This is a genomic window from Pseudomonas sp. GW704-F2 (assembly GCF_059423025.1).
Genome location: NZ_JBWKXO010000009.1, coordinates 37,995 through 55,755, shown reverse-complemented (window position 1 = coordinate 55,755; position 17,761 = coordinate 37,995). Strand labels below are relative to the sequence as shown.

The following is a 17,761-nucleotide window of genomic DNA, read 5'->3' as shown; positions in this document are numbered from 1 at the left end:
GAGCTCTCATGACCCTCGCCTCAGTCGTTATCGTCGGTGCCGGCCAGGCCGGCTTTCAGGTCGCTGCCTCCCTGCGTCAGGAAGGCTATGACGGGCGCATTACCCTGATCGGCGATGAACCAGGCCTGCCCTATCAGCGACCGCCGCTGTCCAAGGCCTATCTGCTCGGCAAAATCCAGGCGACCAATCTGCTGTTTCGCCCGGCGGACTTTTACGCCACCCAGCGTATTGAACTGCTACATGACCAGGTCAGCGCCATTGACCGCCAGAACCAACGGGTGATCCTGGCCTCGGGTGCGGCTGTCAGTTATGACCATCTGGTGTTGGCCACCGGTGCGCACAACCGTCCCCTGCCGGTTCCCGGCGCAGAGTTGGCGCAAGTGTTCGGTATCAAGACCAAAGCCGATGCCGATGCCCTGGCGCCGCTCGCGAAAGCAGCGCGCAACGTGGTGGTGATTGGGGCCGGGTTTATCGGCCTGGAGTTCGCGGCAGTGGCCGCTGCCTTGGGCGCCAGCGTGCACGTGTTGGAGCTGGGTGAGCGCCCCATGGCCCGTGCCGTGTCGCGGGAGATGTCTGCAGTGTTTCGCCAGGCCCATGAAGCCTGGGGCGTGCATTTTGACTTCCGCCAGGGCTTGAGCCGCATCGATGGCGACAACGGCAAGGTGTGCGCGGTGCAAACCGGTGACGGACGTGTCCTGCCCGCTGACCTGGTGGTCTTTGGTATCGGCGTGATCCCCAACGCGCAACTGGCGACCGAAGCAGGCCTGGACATCGAGAACGGCATCAAGGTAGACGCCAGCCTCCTGACTTCTGACCCGCGAATCTCCGCGGTGGGCGACGTCGCCAGTTTCCCTTGCCAGCAGAACGATGAACAACATACCCGCCTCGAGTCGGTGCAGAACGCCGTCGACCAGGCCCGCGCGGTCGTCGCGCGCTTGATGGGCAAGCCGGCGCCTTACAGCGCCCTGCCCTGGTTCTGGACCGATCAGGGGGACTTGAAGCTGCAGATTGCCGGGCTCTCCAATGGCTACGACAGCACCGTTGTCCTCGGCTCCGTCGACGAGAAACAAGTCTCTGTGCTGTGTTTCCGCAATGACCGCCTGGTGGCCGTGGAGTCTTGCAACCGCATGGGTGATCACATGGCCGCGCGCAAGATCCTCGCCCGCGCGCCCAAGCTGACGGCTGTCGAAGCCGCCGCTGACGGTTTCGACCTGAAGGCCTGGGAAGTGGCCAATCGCGACTGAGCACTGCGGACCTGTAAACCCGCAGCCGCGCCCGCCCCAAAGCTGACGCGGCTTTTTTTTGCACAATGCCTGGAGCGATGCGATGAACAAAGTCTGGTTTATTACCGGTGCGGCCCGAGGCCTGGGTGCCGCCATTGCCAAGGCCGCGCTGACCGACGGCGACCGTGTGGTGGTCAGCGGCAGGCGCACCGACGCGCTGGAAAATGTCTTCGCCGAGTATGGCGAGCGCGTGCTGGCAGTGGCCCTGGATGTGACCGATGAAGCCCAGGCGCTTGCCGCCGCAGAGAAGGCCGTTGCGCGTTTTGGCCGAATTGATGTGCTGGTCAACAATGCCGGCTACGGGCAACTGGGGCCCTTTGAAGACAATTTCGCCAGCGACGCCGACAAGCAGTTCGCGACCAACGTGTTTGGTGTGTTCAACGTCTGCCGTGCCGTCTTACCCATCATGCGCCAGCAACGCAGCGGCCATATATTCAATCTGTCCTCGATGGGCGGCCTGGTGGGCATGGGCGGTGCGGCGCTGTATTGCGCGTCGAAATTTGCCGTGGAAGGTTTTTCCGAATCACTGGCCCTGGAGGTGGCGCCGTTCGGTATCAAGGTCACGCTGGTGGAACCCGGCGTTTTCCGTACCGACTTTCTCGACGCCAGTTCAGCGGTCTTCGGTGCAGGTGGGCTAGAGGATTACGCAACATTCACCGCCAAGGTCAAAAGCGCTTCGGCCGCCTACAACCACCGGCAAACCGGCAGCCCGACGAAACTGGGCAGCGCGCTGGTACAGCTGGCCAACAGTGCGCAGCCACCGTTGCGTTACCTGGCAGGCTCCGACGCTTATCAGCAAGTCCGCGACAAGCTCGACAAGATGCTCGCGCAAATCGAGCAGTGGCGGCCGCTGACCTGCTCCACCGATGGCGAATAACCGCAGGTGCGCATAGCCTTTCTTGACAAAAGCTGCACGCACCAGGGCGTCCACGGTTACTGGTTGATGAAATAACGCACAGACAACTTGCCGTCTTCGAATCGGTACAACTCGATCGTCTCGATGCCACCTTGCTGCTCGCGAAAGGCGTTCAGGTGATGACAGGCCGCCTCATTGCCATTGACGATGCACTGGCGCACCTCCACGCGAATCTTCGGCTGCTGTAGCGCCCACATGCCTTCCAACACCTGCCAGGCATCATGCAGGGGTTTGCCGACATATTCGATACTCAAGCCATTGGCCGAGACGCTGCGGTAATGGGCGAAAAAACCCTCTTTGTCGCCTTTATTCCAGCAGTCGATCTGGCCGTGCAGGAAGTGCTCGATTGCTTGTTTGTCCATGCTCATATCAGGTTCATCCTCAGGTGGGGTCAGGCGTGTTGTCCTTGCTGCGGGTTTTGTTGACGGGCCAGGAATGCCGGCTCCATCTTCAACCACAACAGAATGATCGGACCGATGATGGCGCAACAGAAACAGCACACCAGCACCGCCGAATAACTGCCGTACACGTCATAAAGATGACCGAACAGCATGGGCACCAGCCCGGAGACGATGGTAATCAGGCACAGGTGCAAACCAAAGATTCGCGCGTAGTCCTTCAGGCCGAAATAGCGGGCCATCAGGAAGGCCGCCAGATCGAATTCAGCCCCGGCACTGGCGCCAATGCACAGGGTGGCAAGGACCAGCAACGAGGTGTTCTGCGCCCCGCCCAAGAGGAAGATCGCACAACCCAGCGCCGGTAGCGCCAGGCTCACGGCCGCGACCACCGAAGGTGAATAGCGATCCAGCAGATAGCCCACCAACAAACGTCCGCCGATGATGGAAATACCAAAGCTGCTGAAAATCTGACTGGCCTGCTGGGGGCTCAAGCCCTTGCTTTGCAGCATCGGCACGAGGTTGGTGACCATGCCGACGGTCAACGACACCGACAATATCAACGCGACGTTGAAGCCCCAGTACATCCCTGAGCGCAAGGCTTGTCTGAACGACATGCCAGTCAGTTGCGCAAGCGCTTTCTGAGGCGTGGCATCAGCACTGGCGAGCGGTGCCGGCATGCGTAACCACATCAATGACAAAGGCAGGGTAAACAGCATCGGCATCGCCGCCAACGCAATGAACCCGGCCTGCCAGCCGTAGGCGGCAATCAACCGCGACAACAGCGGCGGCAGAATCATCGCCATCAAGCCGGTGCCACACAGGATCACGGCCAGCGCCAACCCACGATTACGCTCGAACCACAGGTTGACCAGTTGTGTCCAGGTAATCGCAATGGTGCCGGCGCAGATGATCGGCATGATGAAGAATGCCAGGTACAACCAGCCAATCGAGCCCTGGATCCGGGTGATGGCCAGGTAACCGACGATCTGCAGCACCATCGAAACAATCGCCACTCGGCGCAATCCGTAACGGCGATACAACCCACCCACCAACTGCGTGGAAATCGCCACACCAGCAAACAGAAAGGTGATCGAGGCCTGCAAGTCGCCACGACTCCAGCCGAACGCCTGCTCCAGCGGAATCACCAGGGTGCCGAAGGAATACAGCAACGCAGCGGAAATGCTCGTGCAGATGCCAAACAACCCCAGCAGGACAATGTGCCAGCCACGCTTGAACTCGGAGAAATCATTGCCGGCGTGGGCCGAGGTGGTGCTGTTGCGTGTATTTGTAGTCATGACCTGACTCCCAGCGCGGCCCGCCATTGCGGACGCGCGACATGATTAGTGGCCCTTGAGGATTTCTTCGACTTTGGGCAGCGCGACCATGGTGGCGCCTCCATCCACCAGCAGCGAGGTGCCAGTGATGTAGGAGGCCTCGTTGGAGGTCAGAAACAGTACGGCATTGGCAATGTCGGCGGACTCACCCAAACGCCCCACGGGAAAATGTGCCGCGAGTTTATGCGGCAGTTCATTGCCCAGGGTTTCCAGCATATGGTCAGTGCCGATCAGCCCGGGCTCGACAACATTGACCAGAATATTCATGGCGCCGAACTCCACCGCCAAGCCACGAGCGAAGGCGTTCATAAAGGCTTTGCTGGAGCTATAGGCAATCAGTCGAGGCGTATATTTGCGGTTGGCTTCGCCGGAGGAGATGAATATCAACCGGCCTTTATCGACCGCCCGGGACAGGTAAAAGGCGCTGTCCTTGGCCAGCCAGAACAACGACTGGATGTTGCTGCGCACGATGTGATCGAAGGTGTCATCGGCCATGTCGGCGATCAATCCGTGGCTCGTATCGGCCGCGCAATGCACCACGATATCCAGGCCGCCAAAACGCTCCACGCCACCTTCCACCATCGACTTGATCGCCTCGCGGTCGGCGATGTCGCCACCGACCAGACAGGCCTCACCGCCCAGGGCCTTGATCTGGCTGATCGTTTCTTCGCCGTATCGAGCGGTGCGTGCCGATACGACCACCTTGGCGCCCTCGCGGGCATAGGCCAGGGCAATGGCACGGCCCATGCCTCGACCGGCACCGGTGACCAGCACGACTTTGTCACGGAATTTCATTGCGGTTCCTCATTGTTGTTATTAGAAGAGGCTTTTGACGCAGCGCGCGCGCCGGGTAACCCATCGCAACCCGGCGCACCCGACCGACTACAGGTCCTTGCCTGGAACGTTACGGGCCGAGCCGTTACGTCGGTCCGATTCGCCCCAGCCCAGCCAGTGCGAAGGCTCACGGGTATCGCCCACCCGACGCCAGCGTCCTTCCTGCTGCGCCGTGATCGGGAAGCCACCGACGAAGTCGATCATCTCCCCCTTCTCGTCGGGCAGGAACTCCCACTCTTCCTGGCCTTCCAGGACAATTTTGGCCGACTTCAGGAAGTAACTGCCGTCCTTGTGCACGGTTTGCCCTTCGATATCGGTGGTGACCCGTACCTCGCCCTTTTCATTGTTGAAAATGGCGTAGCCCAAGTGGTCGTGACCGACCATGAAGGAACCGGTGTCCCAGCTGCCGTCTTTGTAAACGGTGACAAAGGACCACCAGATCACGTGCTTGTTGTTGTTCACCACCAGGTCTTTCTTGAAGTGAATAGCGCCGCCTTCGGCCATGTAGAACTGGTCCAGCGCCATGGCACCTTTCACCGCCCGCCCCTCGCAGACACCGGCGATGTCCCACAACTGCGAAACGTAGAAGGTGCCCCAGTCCACACCCGGCAAGTACCACTGCAGTCCCGGGCCGAGCAGACGCCCTTCCAGGTGAAACAGGCCTTCTTCCTTCCAGGTCAGGCGCTCGCTGCTGGCCGTGATTTCCCAACCATTACCGGGCTCACCCGGTTGGCTGGCCCAGCGTGCGACATCGCCTTCCAGGCTGTGCACGGGCAACGGCGTCAGGGCCTGCCGGGCCATTTTTTCGTGGTCCATGCGCAGGTTGACGTTGTCGACGTGGTTGTTCAGGTAGAAGAACTTGGTCGGGTTCGGGGTGCCATTGGGCGCCATCAGCGAACGCACGAATGAATAGATGTTGCCTTGTTCATCGCGCACCGACCCGAACGGGGAACTCTTGCTCAGGTGCAGCCCGAAGAAACCGCGTTCGGCGGACATCGAAGCCCCCGTGACCTTGTGCGGCCCGACCAGTTGTTGAAAGCCAAAATCACCGCGTTCCGGAATGGTCTTGAACGTTCTCATAATGCCCTCTGTTGTTTTTGTTGAGGCCTGGAGATGGCTCTTAGGCGTGGTTAGTCCCAGATCACCGGAAGCTTGGACACGCCGCGCAGTTGCGCCCCGCCGATCTGCGGGACAGGCTCGCTCGGGTCGAGGCGCAAATTGGGGAATAGATCGAGGATCGCGTTGACCGCGCAGCTGATTTCCACCTTGGCTACGAATTGACCGATGCACATGTGCGGGCCAAAGCCAAAACCAAAGGAGGGTTTTGGCTTGCGATCGATGTCGAATACATCGGGGTTTTCAAAAGCGTCTTCGTCGCGGTTGGCGGACACCACCATGCACTGGACAAACGAACCCTTGGGAATCTTCACGCCGTGAAACTCCACTTCTTTGGCGGTTTCACGCACCTTGAAGGTGGCGACCGGCTCGAAGCGGGTGGTTTCGTCCATCAGTTTACCGATCAGCGAGCGGTCGGCCTTGACGCGCTCCAGCAGGCCGGGCGTGGTCAGTAGCAAGGTCATCACCGAGCCGAACATGCGCGTGGTGGTTTCGCCAGCGGCCGGCAACAACGAGCGGGTGAAGGTGATCACTTCATGGTCATCCAGCGTGCGCCCTTCGTATTCGGCACGCAGCAAACGCCCGATCACATCATCGCCCTGGCTACCCTCGGCACGGCGTTGCACCACGACCTCGGCCAGCGCGTCGTACAGCCCTTTGACGGCGATGCCGGCCTGGCGGCGCGCTTCAGCCATTTTGCTCGGGTCAATCTGGTTGCCGCCGACAATGGCCAAGGCCCAGGCGGCGTATTGCTTGTACTTGGAGGGGTCATCCGAAGGGAAGCCCATCAAGGCGTACATGATGCGAATCGGCAGTTCGAGGCCGAACTTCATCAAGTCGGCCTTCTTCGCTGGCAGCATCGGCCGGATGTATTCTTCGCGAATCACTTGATCGATCTGCGGGCGCCATTTGTTCACGGTCTCCGGCATGAATGCCGGTTGCAGCAAGGCGCGGACCTTGCGGTGTTCGTCACCGTCCATGGCAAGAATGATCAGGCCATCGAAGAACGCGCCCAGACCTTCGGCAATGAATCCACTGGTGTAGGTCGCACCGTCGCGCAGGACGGTCATCACATCCTGGTACTTGAACAAGGCGAAGGTCGGGCGAGTGCCCTGCTGGGTCCCGGCATTGGTCGGAACGCCGAACTGGGTGATGAAGTCGCCTTCATAGATGGGCGATTTCAGCCGTTGCTCGCGGCACACCGCGTGAATATCCAGGTCGGTGCCGCGGTACATTTGCGATACGGCAGAATAAGCGGTTGCCAGGTCCAGTGCCGCGCTGTCGTTGTTCATCAGGGTCTCCCGTCTTGTTTTTATGGCTCTTGCACACCAAGATTGCCCGGCTGCTAACCTATGGTATGCGCTTGCATCCATACCGGTGGCCGGCTTCGTTTGACTTAGGGTCAAACGAAGGCCCACGGGAAAATGCTTCAAAGTATCAATAGCCTGCCCCATGCAGGCATGAGGAGTACGAGGTGGCGGTGAAGGCAGGAGAAGGTGGCGAACAGGGCAAGCGCAATACGATGAATCGCCTGCTCGCTGCTGCGCGCATGGAGTTCGCCAAAAAGGGCCTGGCCGGTGCGCGAGTGGAAGAAATTGCCCGGGATGCGGGCGTCACCAAGCAGTTGGTCTACCACTACTACAAGTCCAAGGAAGGGCTGTTTGTAGCGGTACTGGATGAGTCTTCGGACAACATCATGTCCGAGCTGGTCAACCTCAATGTCGAAGCGCTTCCACCACCGGAAGCGATGCGCGTCGTGCTCAACCATTTCTTCGATCAGTACCGCCTGGACCCCTTCCTTGGCAGCCTGGCGCTGGAGGGCATCCGCTACCACGATACCCACGAAACACCCCGTAACCATTTCCTGGAAATGGCGCCGAAACTGATCGCCAAACTCGACGCGATTCTGCTGCGCGGCGCTGCCAATGGTGATTTCCGTGGGGGTATCAACCCGCGCCTTTTGCTGGCCAGTGCATCTTTGGTGACCACTGGCTGGTTCACCAACCGCTATTCGATGTCGGCACTCGCCGGGTTGGACACCGACTCGGCCCAAGGCATGGCCATCTGGCGTCAGTACTCGGCGGACTTTGTCCTGGCGAGTATTTCACTGGGGGCAGAAAAGAACGCCGACAGCGTTTAAGGCTGTCGGCGCGTTTTCGCGAGCAGGCTCGCTCCCACAGGTTTACCCGCGTTACCTGAACATGATCTCTTTGTGGGAGCCGCGCCTGCCCGCGAAGGGGCAAGCACTTGCACCATCATCGCCGCCTGACACACCACCTTCGCGAGCAGGCTCGCTCCCACAGGTTTATCTGTCGACGGTTCAGTTGCCTTTTTTACTCAGGTACTTGCTCACCCGCCTGGCCGCCAGCCGGCCGGCCATGCCATTGACTCCGCCGCCCGGGTGAATGCCGGCACTGCCCAAATACAATCCCGCCACCGGCAAGGTATCGCCTCCCAAGCCGTATGCCGGGCGCATGGTACTCGAGCGCATCGAGGTGGTGTCGATATGCACCACGCAGCCATTCACGGTGTTCAGGCGTTCGGTAAAGTCCGGGGCGGCCTCGATGCGTCGGCCAATCACTTGCCCTTCGATACCCTCGATATAGTCGTACAACTGTTCCTGCACCTGGTCGGCCACTCGCTCACGCAACGCGTCCCAGCCTTCGTTGGGGTTCACCGGCATCACGGGCGGGTAGATGTACAACACATCCTGGCCGGCTGGCGCCTGGGAGGGATCCGCGGCGCTTGGTGCGGCCACGGTGATATAGGGCAATTTGGGGACCTCGCCACGGGCGCAGGCGGCGAAGTTTTCCAGCACGGCCTCTTCGGTGCCGATCAACATCACGGTCTTGCGCAGATCCACACCGTCGCCGCGCGCGGCAGCGAAACGTGGCAGGGAAATCTGCCCACGCAAGGCGACATCCACTTTGAGCGGTCCCGAGCCCTTGCCGTTGGCCGGCGCCATGGCGATGCGGGTCAGCAGGTGTTGCGGGATCTCGCCGCGGGTGACCATGTCCAGCGCTGGCTTGGGATGACAACCGGCAATGACTGCACGGGCCGTGAACTCGCGACCGTCGGCCAGCTTCACGCCTTTGACCTGACCTTGCCTGGCGACGATTTCACTGACGCTGGCCGATACCAGCACCTGGCCGCCCAACTCTTCCAATCGAGCCTGCATGGCATTGCTCAACTGCTGCATACCCCCCATCACCCGGCCCACGCCAAAACGATGGAGGAAACCGAGCAAGGCGTAATAGATGCCACCGCCATCGGCGCTGATATCGCCCGCCAGGCCGGTGAGTGCGCACATCGCAGAAAGGGTCACCGGATGCTCGAAGCGCTCACGGGCCGCCTGCAACGCAGAGCCCGTCATCAGCGCCATCAGCTCGGGTTTCAAGGCTTTGTGCTTAAGCGCGGTGCCGAGCATTTTCAGCTTCACGCCCAGGTTGGTTTTCGCCGGGTCGACCCGCATCATCGGCAGCGCGATATCGAGGAACATGTCGATGACCTTCATGAACTGAAGAAACGCCTCGGCGTCCTTGCTGCTGAAGCGGCGTATCTCGGCAGCGGTTTTCTCACGGTCACGCCAGAAAATCAGCGACTGCCCATCCGGGTGGAGGTAGACATACCCCGGCGCGAGCTCCACCGATTTGAAGCCGTGGCGCTCCAGTCCCAATTCCAGCGGCACATGGGAATGCACACGCATCGACATCATGTCCAAGGCACAGGGGTGTACCAGATGCTGCGGCGCTTCGGGTATCAGGTAGCCAGACGAGGCCATCCCGCCAACCTTGTCCAACGCCTCAAGGACCAACACTTTTTTGCCTTCCATGCCCAAGTAACAGCCCGCTGACAGGCCGTTGGTACCCCCACCGACCACGATTACATCGAAATCAGTGTTTCTCTCAATTTGGTTCTGGTTCATTTCAGGCTTCCAATGTCGAAATACAAGCACGGCGGCTGTAGCGGCGAAGATCAGCCTCGGCGCACTGCGTAGAGGGCGCCGAGGCAAGCGTTACATGCCGGTGCGGCCCATCTGCGCAAAGAGCGCGCGCATCGCCACCAGGGATGGCGTGTGGCTGCTGAAACCACCGTCGGCGACCAGTGTGGTGCCGGTGACAAAGGCGGATTCATCACTGGCCAGGAATGCCACGACATCGGCGATCTGCCGGGGTGTGCCCAGCTCGGCGGTGCAGTGGTTGTCGCGCAGAATGTCGAGCACCGGTTCAGGCATGGCGTGCTCCGAAGGCGCCAGGCCGATCTGCACGGCGTTACCACGAATACCTTGCTTGCCGTACTGCGAAGCCACCATGCGCGGCAGCATCATCAGCCCCGCCTTGGAGGTGGCGTAGCCGGTCAGGGACATATCGCCCTGCATGCCCAGGCCTGAAGTGGCAAAGATAATCGAGCCCTTGCCGTTCTCCAGCATGACCGGGATCACATGCTTGGTGCACAGCACCGCGCCCCGCAAGTTGACGGCGATGGCGCGATCCCAGGCCTGCATATCGAGGTTGACGAAGTCACGGTCCAACTGACGTTGCTCGGCATTCAGGATCGCCGCGTTGTTGTGCAGGATGTCGACACGGCCAAAACGCTGTTTCACCTGGGCGACCATCGCCCGCACGTCGTCTTCCGAGGACACGTCCGTAGCGATCGCCAAGGCTTGATGACCCGCAGCCAGCAGCGACTCGGCAACGGCCGTCGCGCCCTCGAAGTTGATATCGACCACTGCGATACTTGCACCATGCGACGCCAGTACCCGGGCGCACTCAGCGCCCAGGCCGCCACCGGAACCGGTAATAATGGCCACTCGCCCTGCCAGTTTTCCTGTGCTCATGTCCTGTTCCTTATTGTTTTTTGGGTGACGCTTTACTCGCCGGTAAAGCGCGGTTCGCGCCGCTCGCTGAACGCCTGGGCCGCTTCGCGGGCATCCTTGGTCGGGGCCAGCAAGGCGAACAGATCGAGCTCCAAGTCCAGGCCGCGCTTGAGATCCATGTCCAGCGCCGCCCGGGCCGCCTGTTTGACAAAGGCCGACGCGGTGGGTGGTTTGCTGGCGATGCGCTGAGCAAAGGCCCGTACTTCGTCCAGCAGGCTGGCGTTGTCACTGGCCAGGCGGCTGACCAGGCCAATGCGCTGCGCGTGTTCGGCACCCACCCGGTCACCGGTAAGCAACATGTCCAATGCCTGACCCGGCGCCACCACACGGGAAAGTCGTTGCGTGCCGCCGCCACCGGGAATCAGGCCCAGGCCGGTTTCCGGCAGGGCGAACACGGCATCGGGCGCGGCGAAACGGATGTCACACGCCAATACCAGCTCCAGCCCACCGCCCATGCAGTAGCCATGGATGGCGGCAATCACGGGTTTGCCGATGCCATCCAGCGCTTCGATCCAGCGCACCTTTTCCATGCGCTGGCGCACTTGCAGGCTCGACTCCGGACCGCGACGTTCCTTGATATCGGCGCCCGCACAAAAGCCTCGCTCGCCTTCCCCGCGAATCACGATCACACGAATTTCCGGGTCTTGTTGCAACAACGCCAATGCTTGCGGCACGCCCTGGCGAATGTCGTCGTTGATGGCGTTGATCTGCCGGGGCCGGGTCAGTACCACCCAGCCCACCATGGCCTCCCGCTCCAGGCGCACGGCATCGTTGATCAGCACGCAAGACGGCTGGTTCTGCGCCGGGCTCATGCAGAGCACTCCTCGAACTCGAAGACTTGGCCATCGAGTTCCTGCGGATCGACCTTGATCAACGCACGGCCACCCACGGCCGCCGAGGATTCGATCCACTGGAACCGAGTGCCGCGCGCTCGCAAGTCCTCGGCTTTGGCGGCCAGGTCGTTGACACCGATGCGGATGTAGTACGGACCCGGGCCCCAATTATTGACGTAGTGGCCGGCGTCGGTGTTCCAGTAGGTAGCCTCGAGCACATCGAGGGTGGCGCTGTTGGGCACTGTGAAGCCCATCCGCGCACGGCGGTAACCTTCACTACCGATGGTCTCTACCGGGCCGCTCGGCTCCCAGTCGAGGTTGGTCGATACCTTGCGCAGGGTTTCATCGAGGTCGCGTATCAGGAAGCCACGGGCGGTGACGCGCACCATGTCGCCGGGCTTGAGATCGCGCGGTTGCATCGGTGGCAGCTGGTAGGTTTCCGGCGGCATCTGCAAAGGCTCGGTCGGCATGATTTCAATGCACAAGCCGCCGTCCACGGAGGGTTGGTAATACGGTTGCTCGGGGGTCGCCCCCAGCCATAGGCGATCGAACGGCATTTCCGGGGTGCGCTGCGCCATGCGGAATGGCAAGCGACGACGCATCAGTTTGTCCACCAGCGCGTCGAACTTGTCCCCATGCAGCGCCAGCACGATGGAGTGGGTAAGCATGGGCCGGTGGTGGCCCTGGAAATCCTTGAGGCTTTCCAGGAAATCATGAAACAGCGGGTCACCGGGGTTCGGCCGATCCAGGTGCCACTGCGGTTCGATGCGCGTCGGCGACACCGCCAGGGATTTGTGTACCCGCAGAAAATGCGCGATGTACGGGTGATTATCGAACGCCTGGCGCCAGCGCTCGTGTTTGTAGATCCCGAGCTTGTCGACCAACATTTGCGTCATGCCGTCCGGGTCTGGAACCATCATGTCGGCACTCATCAATAACTCGAACATCTTTATCTCCTTGCAATTGCCAGCCAGGGCCTGGGCCCGGCCATTAGTCAGCGGGCACGCCGGGGTAAGGCGAGCTCAGTCAATGAGTGTGTTGGTGCACTGGTCGCGGCCTTACGCGGTTCCTGCTGCGCGCGGGCGTCTTCAAGGTCAAGCGTCACTCCGGCCTTGGAGTTGCCCTTGGGGTTGAGCAGGTAATGTGACAGGGCCGGGATCAACACCAGCGCACCGAGCATGTTCCACAGGAACATGAAGGTCAGCAGAATGCCCATGTCCGCCTGGAACTTGATCGGCGACCAGGCCCAGGTAATCACCCCCGCGGCCATGGTCAGGCCCACCAGGGCGACGACACGGCCAGTGAAATCCAGCGAGCGGCGATAAGCGACAGCCAGGCTGCCACCTCGCGCCTGCACCGCCAGTTGCACGCTCAGCAGGTACAACGCGTAATCGACACCGACCCCGACACCCACGGCGATGACCGGCAAGGTGGCCACTTTCAGGCCGATGCCCAACCAGACCATTAGCGCCTTGCAGATGATCGTGGTCATCAGCAGCGGAATCAGCGCCACCAGCGTTGCACGCCAACTGCGGAACGTCAGCAGGCAGAGCAAGGCCGTGGCGCCATACACAGCCAGGTACATCGTGATGATGCCCTTCTCAACCTCGATGTTGGTGGCGGCCTCGATGCCGGCGTTACCCGCGGCCAGCAGGAATTCCACCGGCTGCTCGGCGCCGGCGGCGGTGTTGTTTTCCTTGGCGAACGCCTCGGAGACCTTCAATACCCGGCTCAGGGTATCGGCCTTGTGGTCTGCCAGGTAGGCAATCAATGGCGTCACCGAGCATTGCTGGTTGGTGATGCCGGGGGCGGAAATCATCGCCGCGTCCACCGCCGAGTTGGTGATCGCCTGGTCACGGCTGATGCTCAACCATTTCGGGCTGCCTTCGGCCATGCCGGAGCTGATCATCCGCACGGTTTCGGCCAGCGATTGGGTGGTTTGCACGCCCGGCGTCTGGCGCAGGCGCCAGGCCAGTTTGTCCATGCTTTGCAGCGACTGGTACAGACGGCAGCTGTCTTCGTTGGTCTTCATGATGACCACGAACTGGTCACTGGAAAGTCCGTAATGGCTGGTGATGTAGGCGTTGTCACGGTTATAGCGTGAGTCCGCGCGCAACTCGGGTGCACCGGGGTCCAGGTCGCCCACCTTGAGATGCATCATCACCACGCTGCCCAGCAGGGTCACCAACAGCGACAAGGCAATGACTGCCGTGGCCGCCGGCCGTTCGGTGAAGCGGTCGAGACCACGCCAGATATGCCCAAGCAAACCTCGGCTGGCTTCATCGGCCTGGTCTTTGGCGATGGCGATACGCGCGGCTTTTTCACTCACACCCAGGTATGACAGCGCCACCGGAATCAGCAGCAGCTTGGTGAAAATCAACACCGCCACACCGATGCTGGTGGTCAGGGCCAGGTCGCGGATCACCGGGATATCAATGATCACCAGCACGGCAAAACCGACGATATTGGTCAGTAGCGCGGTAAGGCCGGTGAGGAACAAACGGCGGAAGGTGTATCGCGCGGCCACATACTTATGAGTGCCCCGGCCAATATCCTGGAGGATGCCGTTCATCTTCTGCGTGCCATGGGAAATGCCGATGGCAAAAATCAGGAACGGCACCAGAATCGAATACGGATCCAGCTCGTAGCCGAGGATCTGCATCAAACCCAACAGCCACACCACACCGGCCACCGCCACGCTCACCAGCAACAGGGTGCTGCGCAGGCAGCGGGTATAGCAGTAGACGAACAGGCCGGCGATCACCACCGAGGTGCCAAAGAACAGCATCACCGAATACAGGCCGTCGATCAGGTCACCGACCAGCTTGCTGAAACCGACAATGTGAATGCCCACCTTGTCGCTTTCCAGCGAGCGAATCTGTGCTTCCAGTTGCTTGGAAAAATCACCGTAGTCCAGGGGTTTCCCGGTCTGCGGATGAGTATCGAGCAGTGGCGCGACAATCATGCTCGACCGGCCGTCGTTGGCCACCAGGTTGCCGATAATGCCGGCGCGCATGATGTTGCGGCGCAGCGCCTTTATCGACTTGTCGCTGCCGTCGTAATCGGCTGGCATCACCGCACCGCCATCGATGCCCTCCTCCGTCACTTCTTTCCAGCGAACGATGGGCATCCACAGCGACTTCATCCAGGAACGGTCGATACCCGGAATCAGGTACAGGGTGTCGTTGACCTTCTGCAGGGCCAGCAAGTAGTCAGCGTCGTAGATGTCACCGGTCTTGTTTTCCACCACCACGCGAATGCTGTTGCCCAGGCCTGGTAACTGGTTTTTATAGGCCAGGTAATTCTTGATGTACGGGCTGGAGCTGGGAATCATTTTCTCGAAGCTGGCATTCACCTGCAGCTGGGTAGCAAAGAAGCCCAGCACGACCGTGGCGAGCAAGCAGGCAACGATGACGACCATGCGATGACGGAAAATGACCCGTTCAAACCAGCCACCGGAGTGCTTGTCAAAGTCCTCCAGGTTGGCAATCACTGGCATCCCGCTGTTGAATTTTTGCTCGACCATTTTTTCTTTCTCGTAGGGGAATCGTGCCGGCGGCGTTAGTTGGCCGGGGCGATATCGATGACCTTCGCGCCGCTGAAGCGCGTGACGACCAGGCTCCCAGCCTGTTTGGTGGCGGTGGCTGCATACACCTCGCCTACCCGCGCATCGGTCAACGGGCTGACCTGCAAACTCTGCCGATCGACACTGACCAATTGCCCCCCCTGGCTTACGACGATCAAGGCGTTGCCCTGCTCGACGATACTGACCAGGCTGCTATTGAGCCGGGTCTCCACGGGCTGCCACTGCTGGCCGTCATCACGGCTGGCCAACAGATTGCCGCGCAGTCCGTAAGCCAGCAGTAGATGATCGAAGGCACGAACGCCAAAGTAGGTACCGGTATAGGGCGTATCGATTTTCACGAAACGCTGTTGCTGACCGTCCAGGCGCAACAACAGGCCCTGTTCACCCGCGATATAAAAAGCGCCAGCGTGCTGCGCCAGGCCATACAGGTGCATGCGTCGATCGTTGTCGCTGCGCTCGATCCATGGTTCCCAGCTCTGGCCGTTATCAGCGCTGTGCAACAACATGCCGAAGGCCCCCACGACAAACCCGCTGCCGTGTTCATTGAACATCACATCCAGAAACGGTGCGGCCAACACGTCCGGCGTCGCCGAAGTGCTGGCGGCCATGGCAACCTCCCTGAGCACCAGGGCTGCGGCTTCATCGCCTTTTTCGGCCCGCGGGCCGTAGTAGGCGTTGAGCAACGTCAACAGGCGGCGCCCGTCAAGTTGCACCTGCCAGCTGTCGCCGCCATCGGTGGTGCGCATGACCAAGGCATCGTGACCGACGACCCAGCCATTGCGCTCATCGCGAAAGCGTACTTGCACCAGATCGCTGGAAACCGGGCTGTCGACCTGCCGCCAGGTCCGGCCGTCATCGGTGGAACGCTGGATCAGCCCGTGCAGACCGACGCCGATCATCGCGTTGCCAGCCCTGGCGACCGACAGCAAGGGTGCGGGCAGACGTTCATCCACCCGCTGCGCCGGCACGTCCAGCGAGTCGGCGGAGGACGCGACCGCGCTATAGGCAGGCGTCGTCACCCACGGACTCGCACCGACGATCAGCGCGACAGCCAGCAGCAGGCGCGTCGTGGAGCGGAAAAAAGAAGCAGGGCAAGGGCCAGTCATTATTTTTATTCCTTAACCATCCCACGTGGCGAACCCACCCGCTCTGCCTGCCAGGCTTGATGCGCAAACCGGCACGCAGAACAGGCGAGATCACGTCAGCGCTGAGTCACCCGGGCCACAATGGCTTCAGGGTTCATGTCACGCTCGGAAAGTGGTTTGTCGACGAATTTGTAGCCGCCCTTCAAACCATCGTTGAGCAACGCATACATGCCTTTGTTGAAGTCATAAACGACGTTCTTCACGTTGTAGGGGATGTTCTTGTCGTAGAGCTGGACACCGCTGAGGAAGATCGAGCGATACAAGGCGCCGCTCTTGTCCCAGGCGTCATACAGGCCTACGCCGAAGGTATCTTCATCCAGATAGTAGGTGCGCTTGCTGTAGACGTGACGCATGCCCGGCTTCAACGTCGCCTCGACGACCCAGACCCGATGCAGTTCCCAACGCTCGTTCGCCGGATTGGCGTGGTGCGGCATGAACTGATCTTCCTGCTTGCCAACGCCGAAATAGAACTTGTAGGCGTTGTAAGGGATGTACATCTCCTTGCGGCCGACCAGTTTGTAGTCGAACCGGTCCTGGCTGCCGGAGAACATTTGCAGCTCGTCGAACAGCGTCACACCGCCCTGGCTGGCGACCGGCGTGTCGAAGGCGAATTCCGGCGCCAGTTTTACCCGGCGCTGGCCTGGGGAATAACTGAACGAACGACGCGCCTTGGCCAACGGATCGAGGAAGTCGGTCAGTACCACCACTTCACCAGAACGTCGCGCCGGATAGTCATTGCGCGAGAACACCCGGGCATACATCAATGGGTCGCGATCCTGCTGAGTCACCTGGTAATAAGGGGTTTCCTCGAAGGTCGCCTGTTCAGCGGTCTTGGTAATCGAGCCGTTCGCATCGACTACCCAGCTATTGGAAGAAGACGTGGTCGAGTAGCCGGTGCCGATCTTGTAACGCACCTGCTGGTTCCACATCACTTCGTTGCCGGTTTTCGGAATCGGGAACGGCAAGCCGCCACGGCAGGCCGGATCGACTGCCAACCCGTCCTTTTGGATCTGACAGCTGGTGGCGTTGCGCATGGTGGCGTCAAGTACCGCCTGAGGATAGGCCGCCGTACGGTGGCTTGGGTAAACGTCGATGTAGTAGGTCGGGTATTTCTTGATCAGGGCCTTTTGCCCTTCACTGAGCTTGTCCCCGTACTGGTCAACGTTTTTGGCATCAATGCGAAACAGTGGTTTCTCGTCCTTGAACGGGTCGACCCAGAACCCGCTATCCGCTACGAAGCCGGCCGGTGCCTTGGTCAAGCCGCCATCATAGGCAGGAATCGTACCTTCGGCGTTACCTGCCTTGATCGCCCCGAACGGGGTAAGGCTTTTGCCCAGTTCCGAGGCGTCACCGCCTGCCGCCAGGGTGTAGGTCGCCATGCTCATCAGGGCAATGGATAGGGCAAGTTGTCGTTTCATGAACACATTCTCCGATTCTTGT

General features: G+C 60.7%; 15 protein-coding genes. 3 read left to right on the top strand and 12 right to left on the bottom strand.

Annotated features, from left to right (window positions below; all coding sequences use genetic code 11):
• The first annotated feature begins 8 nt into the window (after nucleotides 1-8).
• Entirely contained in the window at nucleotides 9-1,244 is a 1,236-nt protein-coding gene (locus AC07W0_RS10070; RefSeq protein ID WP_014338806.1) for an NAD(P)/FAD-dependent oxidoreductase, read from the top strand.
• A gap of 82 nt (nucleotides 1,245-1,326) precedes the next feature.
• Nucleotides 1,327-2,160: an oxidoreductase gene (locus AC07W0_RS10065; protein WP_014338805.1), complete on the top strand. Its 834-nt coding sequence runs from the start codon at nucleotides 1,327-1,329 to the stop codon at nucleotides 2,158-2,160.
• Nucleotides 2,161-2,216: 56 nt separating this feature from the next.
• Here the strand turns inward: AC07W0_RS10065 and AC07W0_RS10060 are convergent, their stop codons facing one another.
• From AC07W0_RS10060 to AC07W0_RS10040, 5 genes are all read right to left on the bottom strand, one after another.
• Complete coding sequence (locus AC07W0_RS10060) at nucleotides 2,217-2,567, bottom strand: nuclear transport factor 2 family protein (protein WP_014338804.1); 351 nt, start codon at nucleotides 2,565-2,567, stop codon at nucleotides 2,217-2,219.
• Between the two features lie 23 nt (nucleotides 2,568-2,590).
• Nucleotides 2,591-3,892: an MFS transporter gene (locus AC07W0_RS10055; RefSeq protein ID WP_014338803.1), complete on the bottom strand. Its 1,302-nt coding sequence runs from the start codon at nucleotides 3,890-3,892 to the stop codon at nucleotides 2,591-2,593.
• A gap of 45 nt (nucleotides 3,893-3,937) precedes the next feature.
• The gene (locus AC07W0_RS10050) at nucleotides 3,938-4,726 is read right to left on the bottom strand and encodes an SDR family NAD(P)-dependent oxidoreductase (RefSeq protein ID WP_014338802.1); all 789 of its coding nucleotides are present in this window, start codon (nucleotides 4,724-4,726) and stop codon (nucleotides 3,938-3,940) included.
• 87 nt (nucleotides 4,727-4,813) lie between these two features.
• Nucleotides 4,814-5,845, bottom strand: coding sequence for a hypothetical protein (locus tag AC07W0_RS10045; RefSeq protein ID WP_014338801.1), 1,032 nt, complete (start codon nucleotides 5,843-5,845; stop codon nucleotides 4,814-4,816).
• Nucleotides 5,846-5,895: 50 nt separating this feature from the next.
• Entirely contained in the window at nucleotides 5,896-7,173 is a 1,278-nt protein-coding gene (locus AC07W0_RS10040) for a cytochrome P450 (RefSeq protein ID WP_014338800.1), read from the bottom strand.
• Nucleotides 7,174-7,355: 182 nt separating this feature from the next.
• On the opposite strand from AC07W0_RS10040, the gene AC07W0_RS10035 reads away from it, so the two are divergent.
• A complete protein-coding gene (locus AC07W0_RS10035; RefSeq protein ID WP_014338799.1) occupies nucleotides 7,356-8,021 on the top strand; it encodes a TetR/AcrR family transcriptional regulator in 666 nt (221 codons plus the stop codon).
• A 180-nt stretch (nucleotides 8,022-8,201) separates the two neighbouring features.
• Here the strand turns inward: AC07W0_RS10035 and AC07W0_RS10030 are convergent, their stop codons facing one another.
• The 7 genes from AC07W0_RS10030 to AC07W0_RS10000 all read right to left on the bottom strand — a co-directional run bounded on the left by AC07W0_RS10030 (nucleotide 8,202) and on the right by AC07W0_RS10000 (nucleotide 17,739).
• A complete protein-coding gene (locus AC07W0_RS10030; protein ID WP_014338798.1) occupies nucleotides 8,202-9,806 on the bottom strand; it encodes a phytoene desaturase family protein in 1,605 nt (534 codons plus the stop codon).
• A gap of 90 nt (nucleotides 9,807-9,896) precedes the next feature.
• Complete coding sequence (locus tag AC07W0_RS10025) at nucleotides 9,897-10,718, bottom strand: SDR family NAD(P)-dependent oxidoreductase (RefSeq protein WP_014338797.1); 822 nt, start codon at nucleotides 10,716-10,718, stop codon at nucleotides 9,897-9,899.
• A 32-nt stretch (nucleotides 10,719-10,750) separates the two neighbouring features.
• On the bottom strand, nucleotides 10,751-11,569 hold the full coding sequence (locus tag AC07W0_RS10020; protein ID WP_014338796.1) for an enoyl-CoA hydratase/isomerase family protein: 819 nt from the start codon (nucleotides 11,567-11,569) through the stop codon (nucleotides 10,751-10,753).
• On the bottom strand, nucleotides 11,566-12,537 hold the full coding sequence (locus AC07W0_RS10015) for a VOC family protein (RefSeq protein ID WP_102617436.1): 972 nt from the start codon (nucleotides 12,535-12,537) through the stop codon (nucleotides 11,566-11,568). Before AC07W0_RS10015 ends, AC07W0_RS10020 begins: the two co-directional genes overlap by 4 nt.
• A gap of 47 nt (nucleotides 12,538-12,584) precedes the next feature.
• The gene (locus tag AC07W0_RS10010) at nucleotides 12,585-15,116 is read right to left on the bottom strand and encodes an efflux RND transporter permease subunit (protein WP_014338794.1); all 2,532 of its coding nucleotides are present in this window, start codon (nucleotides 15,114-15,116) and stop codon (nucleotides 12,585-12,587) included.
• A 35-nt stretch (nucleotides 15,117-15,151) separates the two neighbouring features.
• Nucleotides 15,152-16,282: a YCF48-related protein gene (locus AC07W0_RS10005; RefSeq protein WP_014338793.1), complete on the bottom strand. Its 1,131-nt coding sequence runs from the start codon at nucleotides 16,280-16,282 to the stop codon at nucleotides 15,152-15,154.
• 95 nt (nucleotides 16,283-16,377) lie between these two features.
• Nucleotides 16,378-17,739 carry a DUF1329 domain-containing protein gene (locus AC07W0_RS10000; protein WP_034114512.1) on the bottom strand — a complete coding sequence of 454 codons (1,362 nt, stop codon included), beginning with the start codon at nucleotides 17,737-17,739 and terminating at the stop codon, nucleotides 16,378-16,380.
• Nucleotides 17,740-17,761: the final 22 nt, after the last annotated feature.

What these genes read in the sequence shown, in the direction of transcription:
- AC07W0_RS10070 (WP_014338806.1), top strand. Translation starts at nt 9, where the DNA reads ATGACCCTCGCCTCAGTCGTTATCGTCGGTGCCGGCCAGGCCGGCTTT.
- AC07W0_RS10065 (WP_014338805.1), top strand. Translation starts at nt 1,327, where the DNA reads ATGAACAAAGTCTGGTTTATTACCGGTGCGGCCCGAGGCCTGGGTGCC.
- AC07W0_RS10060 (WP_014338804.1), bottom strand. Translation starts at nt 2,567, where the DNA reads ATGAGCATGGACAAACAAGCAATCGAGCACTTCCTGCACGGCCAGATC.
- AC07W0_RS10055 (WP_014338803.1), bottom strand. Translation starts at nt 3,892, where the DNA reads ATGACTACAAATACACGCAACAGCACCACCTCGGCCCACGCCGGCAAT.
- AC07W0_RS10050 (WP_014338802.1), bottom strand. Translation starts at nt 4,726, where the DNA reads ATGAAATTCCGTGACAAAGTCGTGCTGGTCACCGGTGCCGGTCGAGGC.
- AC07W0_RS10045 (WP_014338801.1), bottom strand. Translation starts at nt 5,845, where the DNA reads ATGAGAACGTTCAAGACCATTCCGGAACGCGGTGATTTTGGCTTTCAA.
- AC07W0_RS10040 (WP_014338800.1), bottom strand. Translation starts at nt 7,173, where the DNA reads ATGAACAACGACAGCGCGGCACTGGACCTGGCAACCGCTTATTCTGCC.
- AC07W0_RS10030 (WP_014338798.1), bottom strand. Translation starts at nt 9,806, where the DNA reads ATGAACCAGAACCAAATTGAGAGAAACACTGATTTCGATGTAATCGTG.
- AC07W0_RS10025 (WP_014338797.1), bottom strand. Translation starts at nt 10,718, where the DNA reads ATGAGCACAGGAAAACTGGCAGGGCGAGTGGCCATTATTACCGGTTCC.
- AC07W0_RS10020 (WP_014338796.1), bottom strand. Translation starts at nt 11,569, where the DNA reads ATGAGCCCGGCGCAGAACCAGCCGTCTTGCGTGCTGATCAACGATGCC.
- AC07W0_RS10015 (WP_102617436.1), bottom strand. Translation starts at nt 12,537, where the DNA reads ATGTTCGAGTTATTGATGAGTGCCGACATGATGGTTCCAGACCCGGAC.
- AC07W0_RS10010 (WP_014338794.1), bottom strand. Translation starts at nt 15,116, where the DNA reads ATGGTCGAGCAAAAATTCAACAGCGGGATGCCAGTGATTGCCAACCTG.
- AC07W0_RS10005 (WP_014338793.1), bottom strand. Translation starts at nt 16,282, where the DNA reads ATGACTGGCCCTTGCCCTGCTTCTTTTTTCCGCTCCACGACGCGCCTG.
- AC07W0_RS10000 (WP_034114512.1), bottom strand. Translation starts at nt 17,739, where the DNA reads ATGAAACGACAACTTGCCCTATCCATTGCCCTGATGAGCATGGCGACC.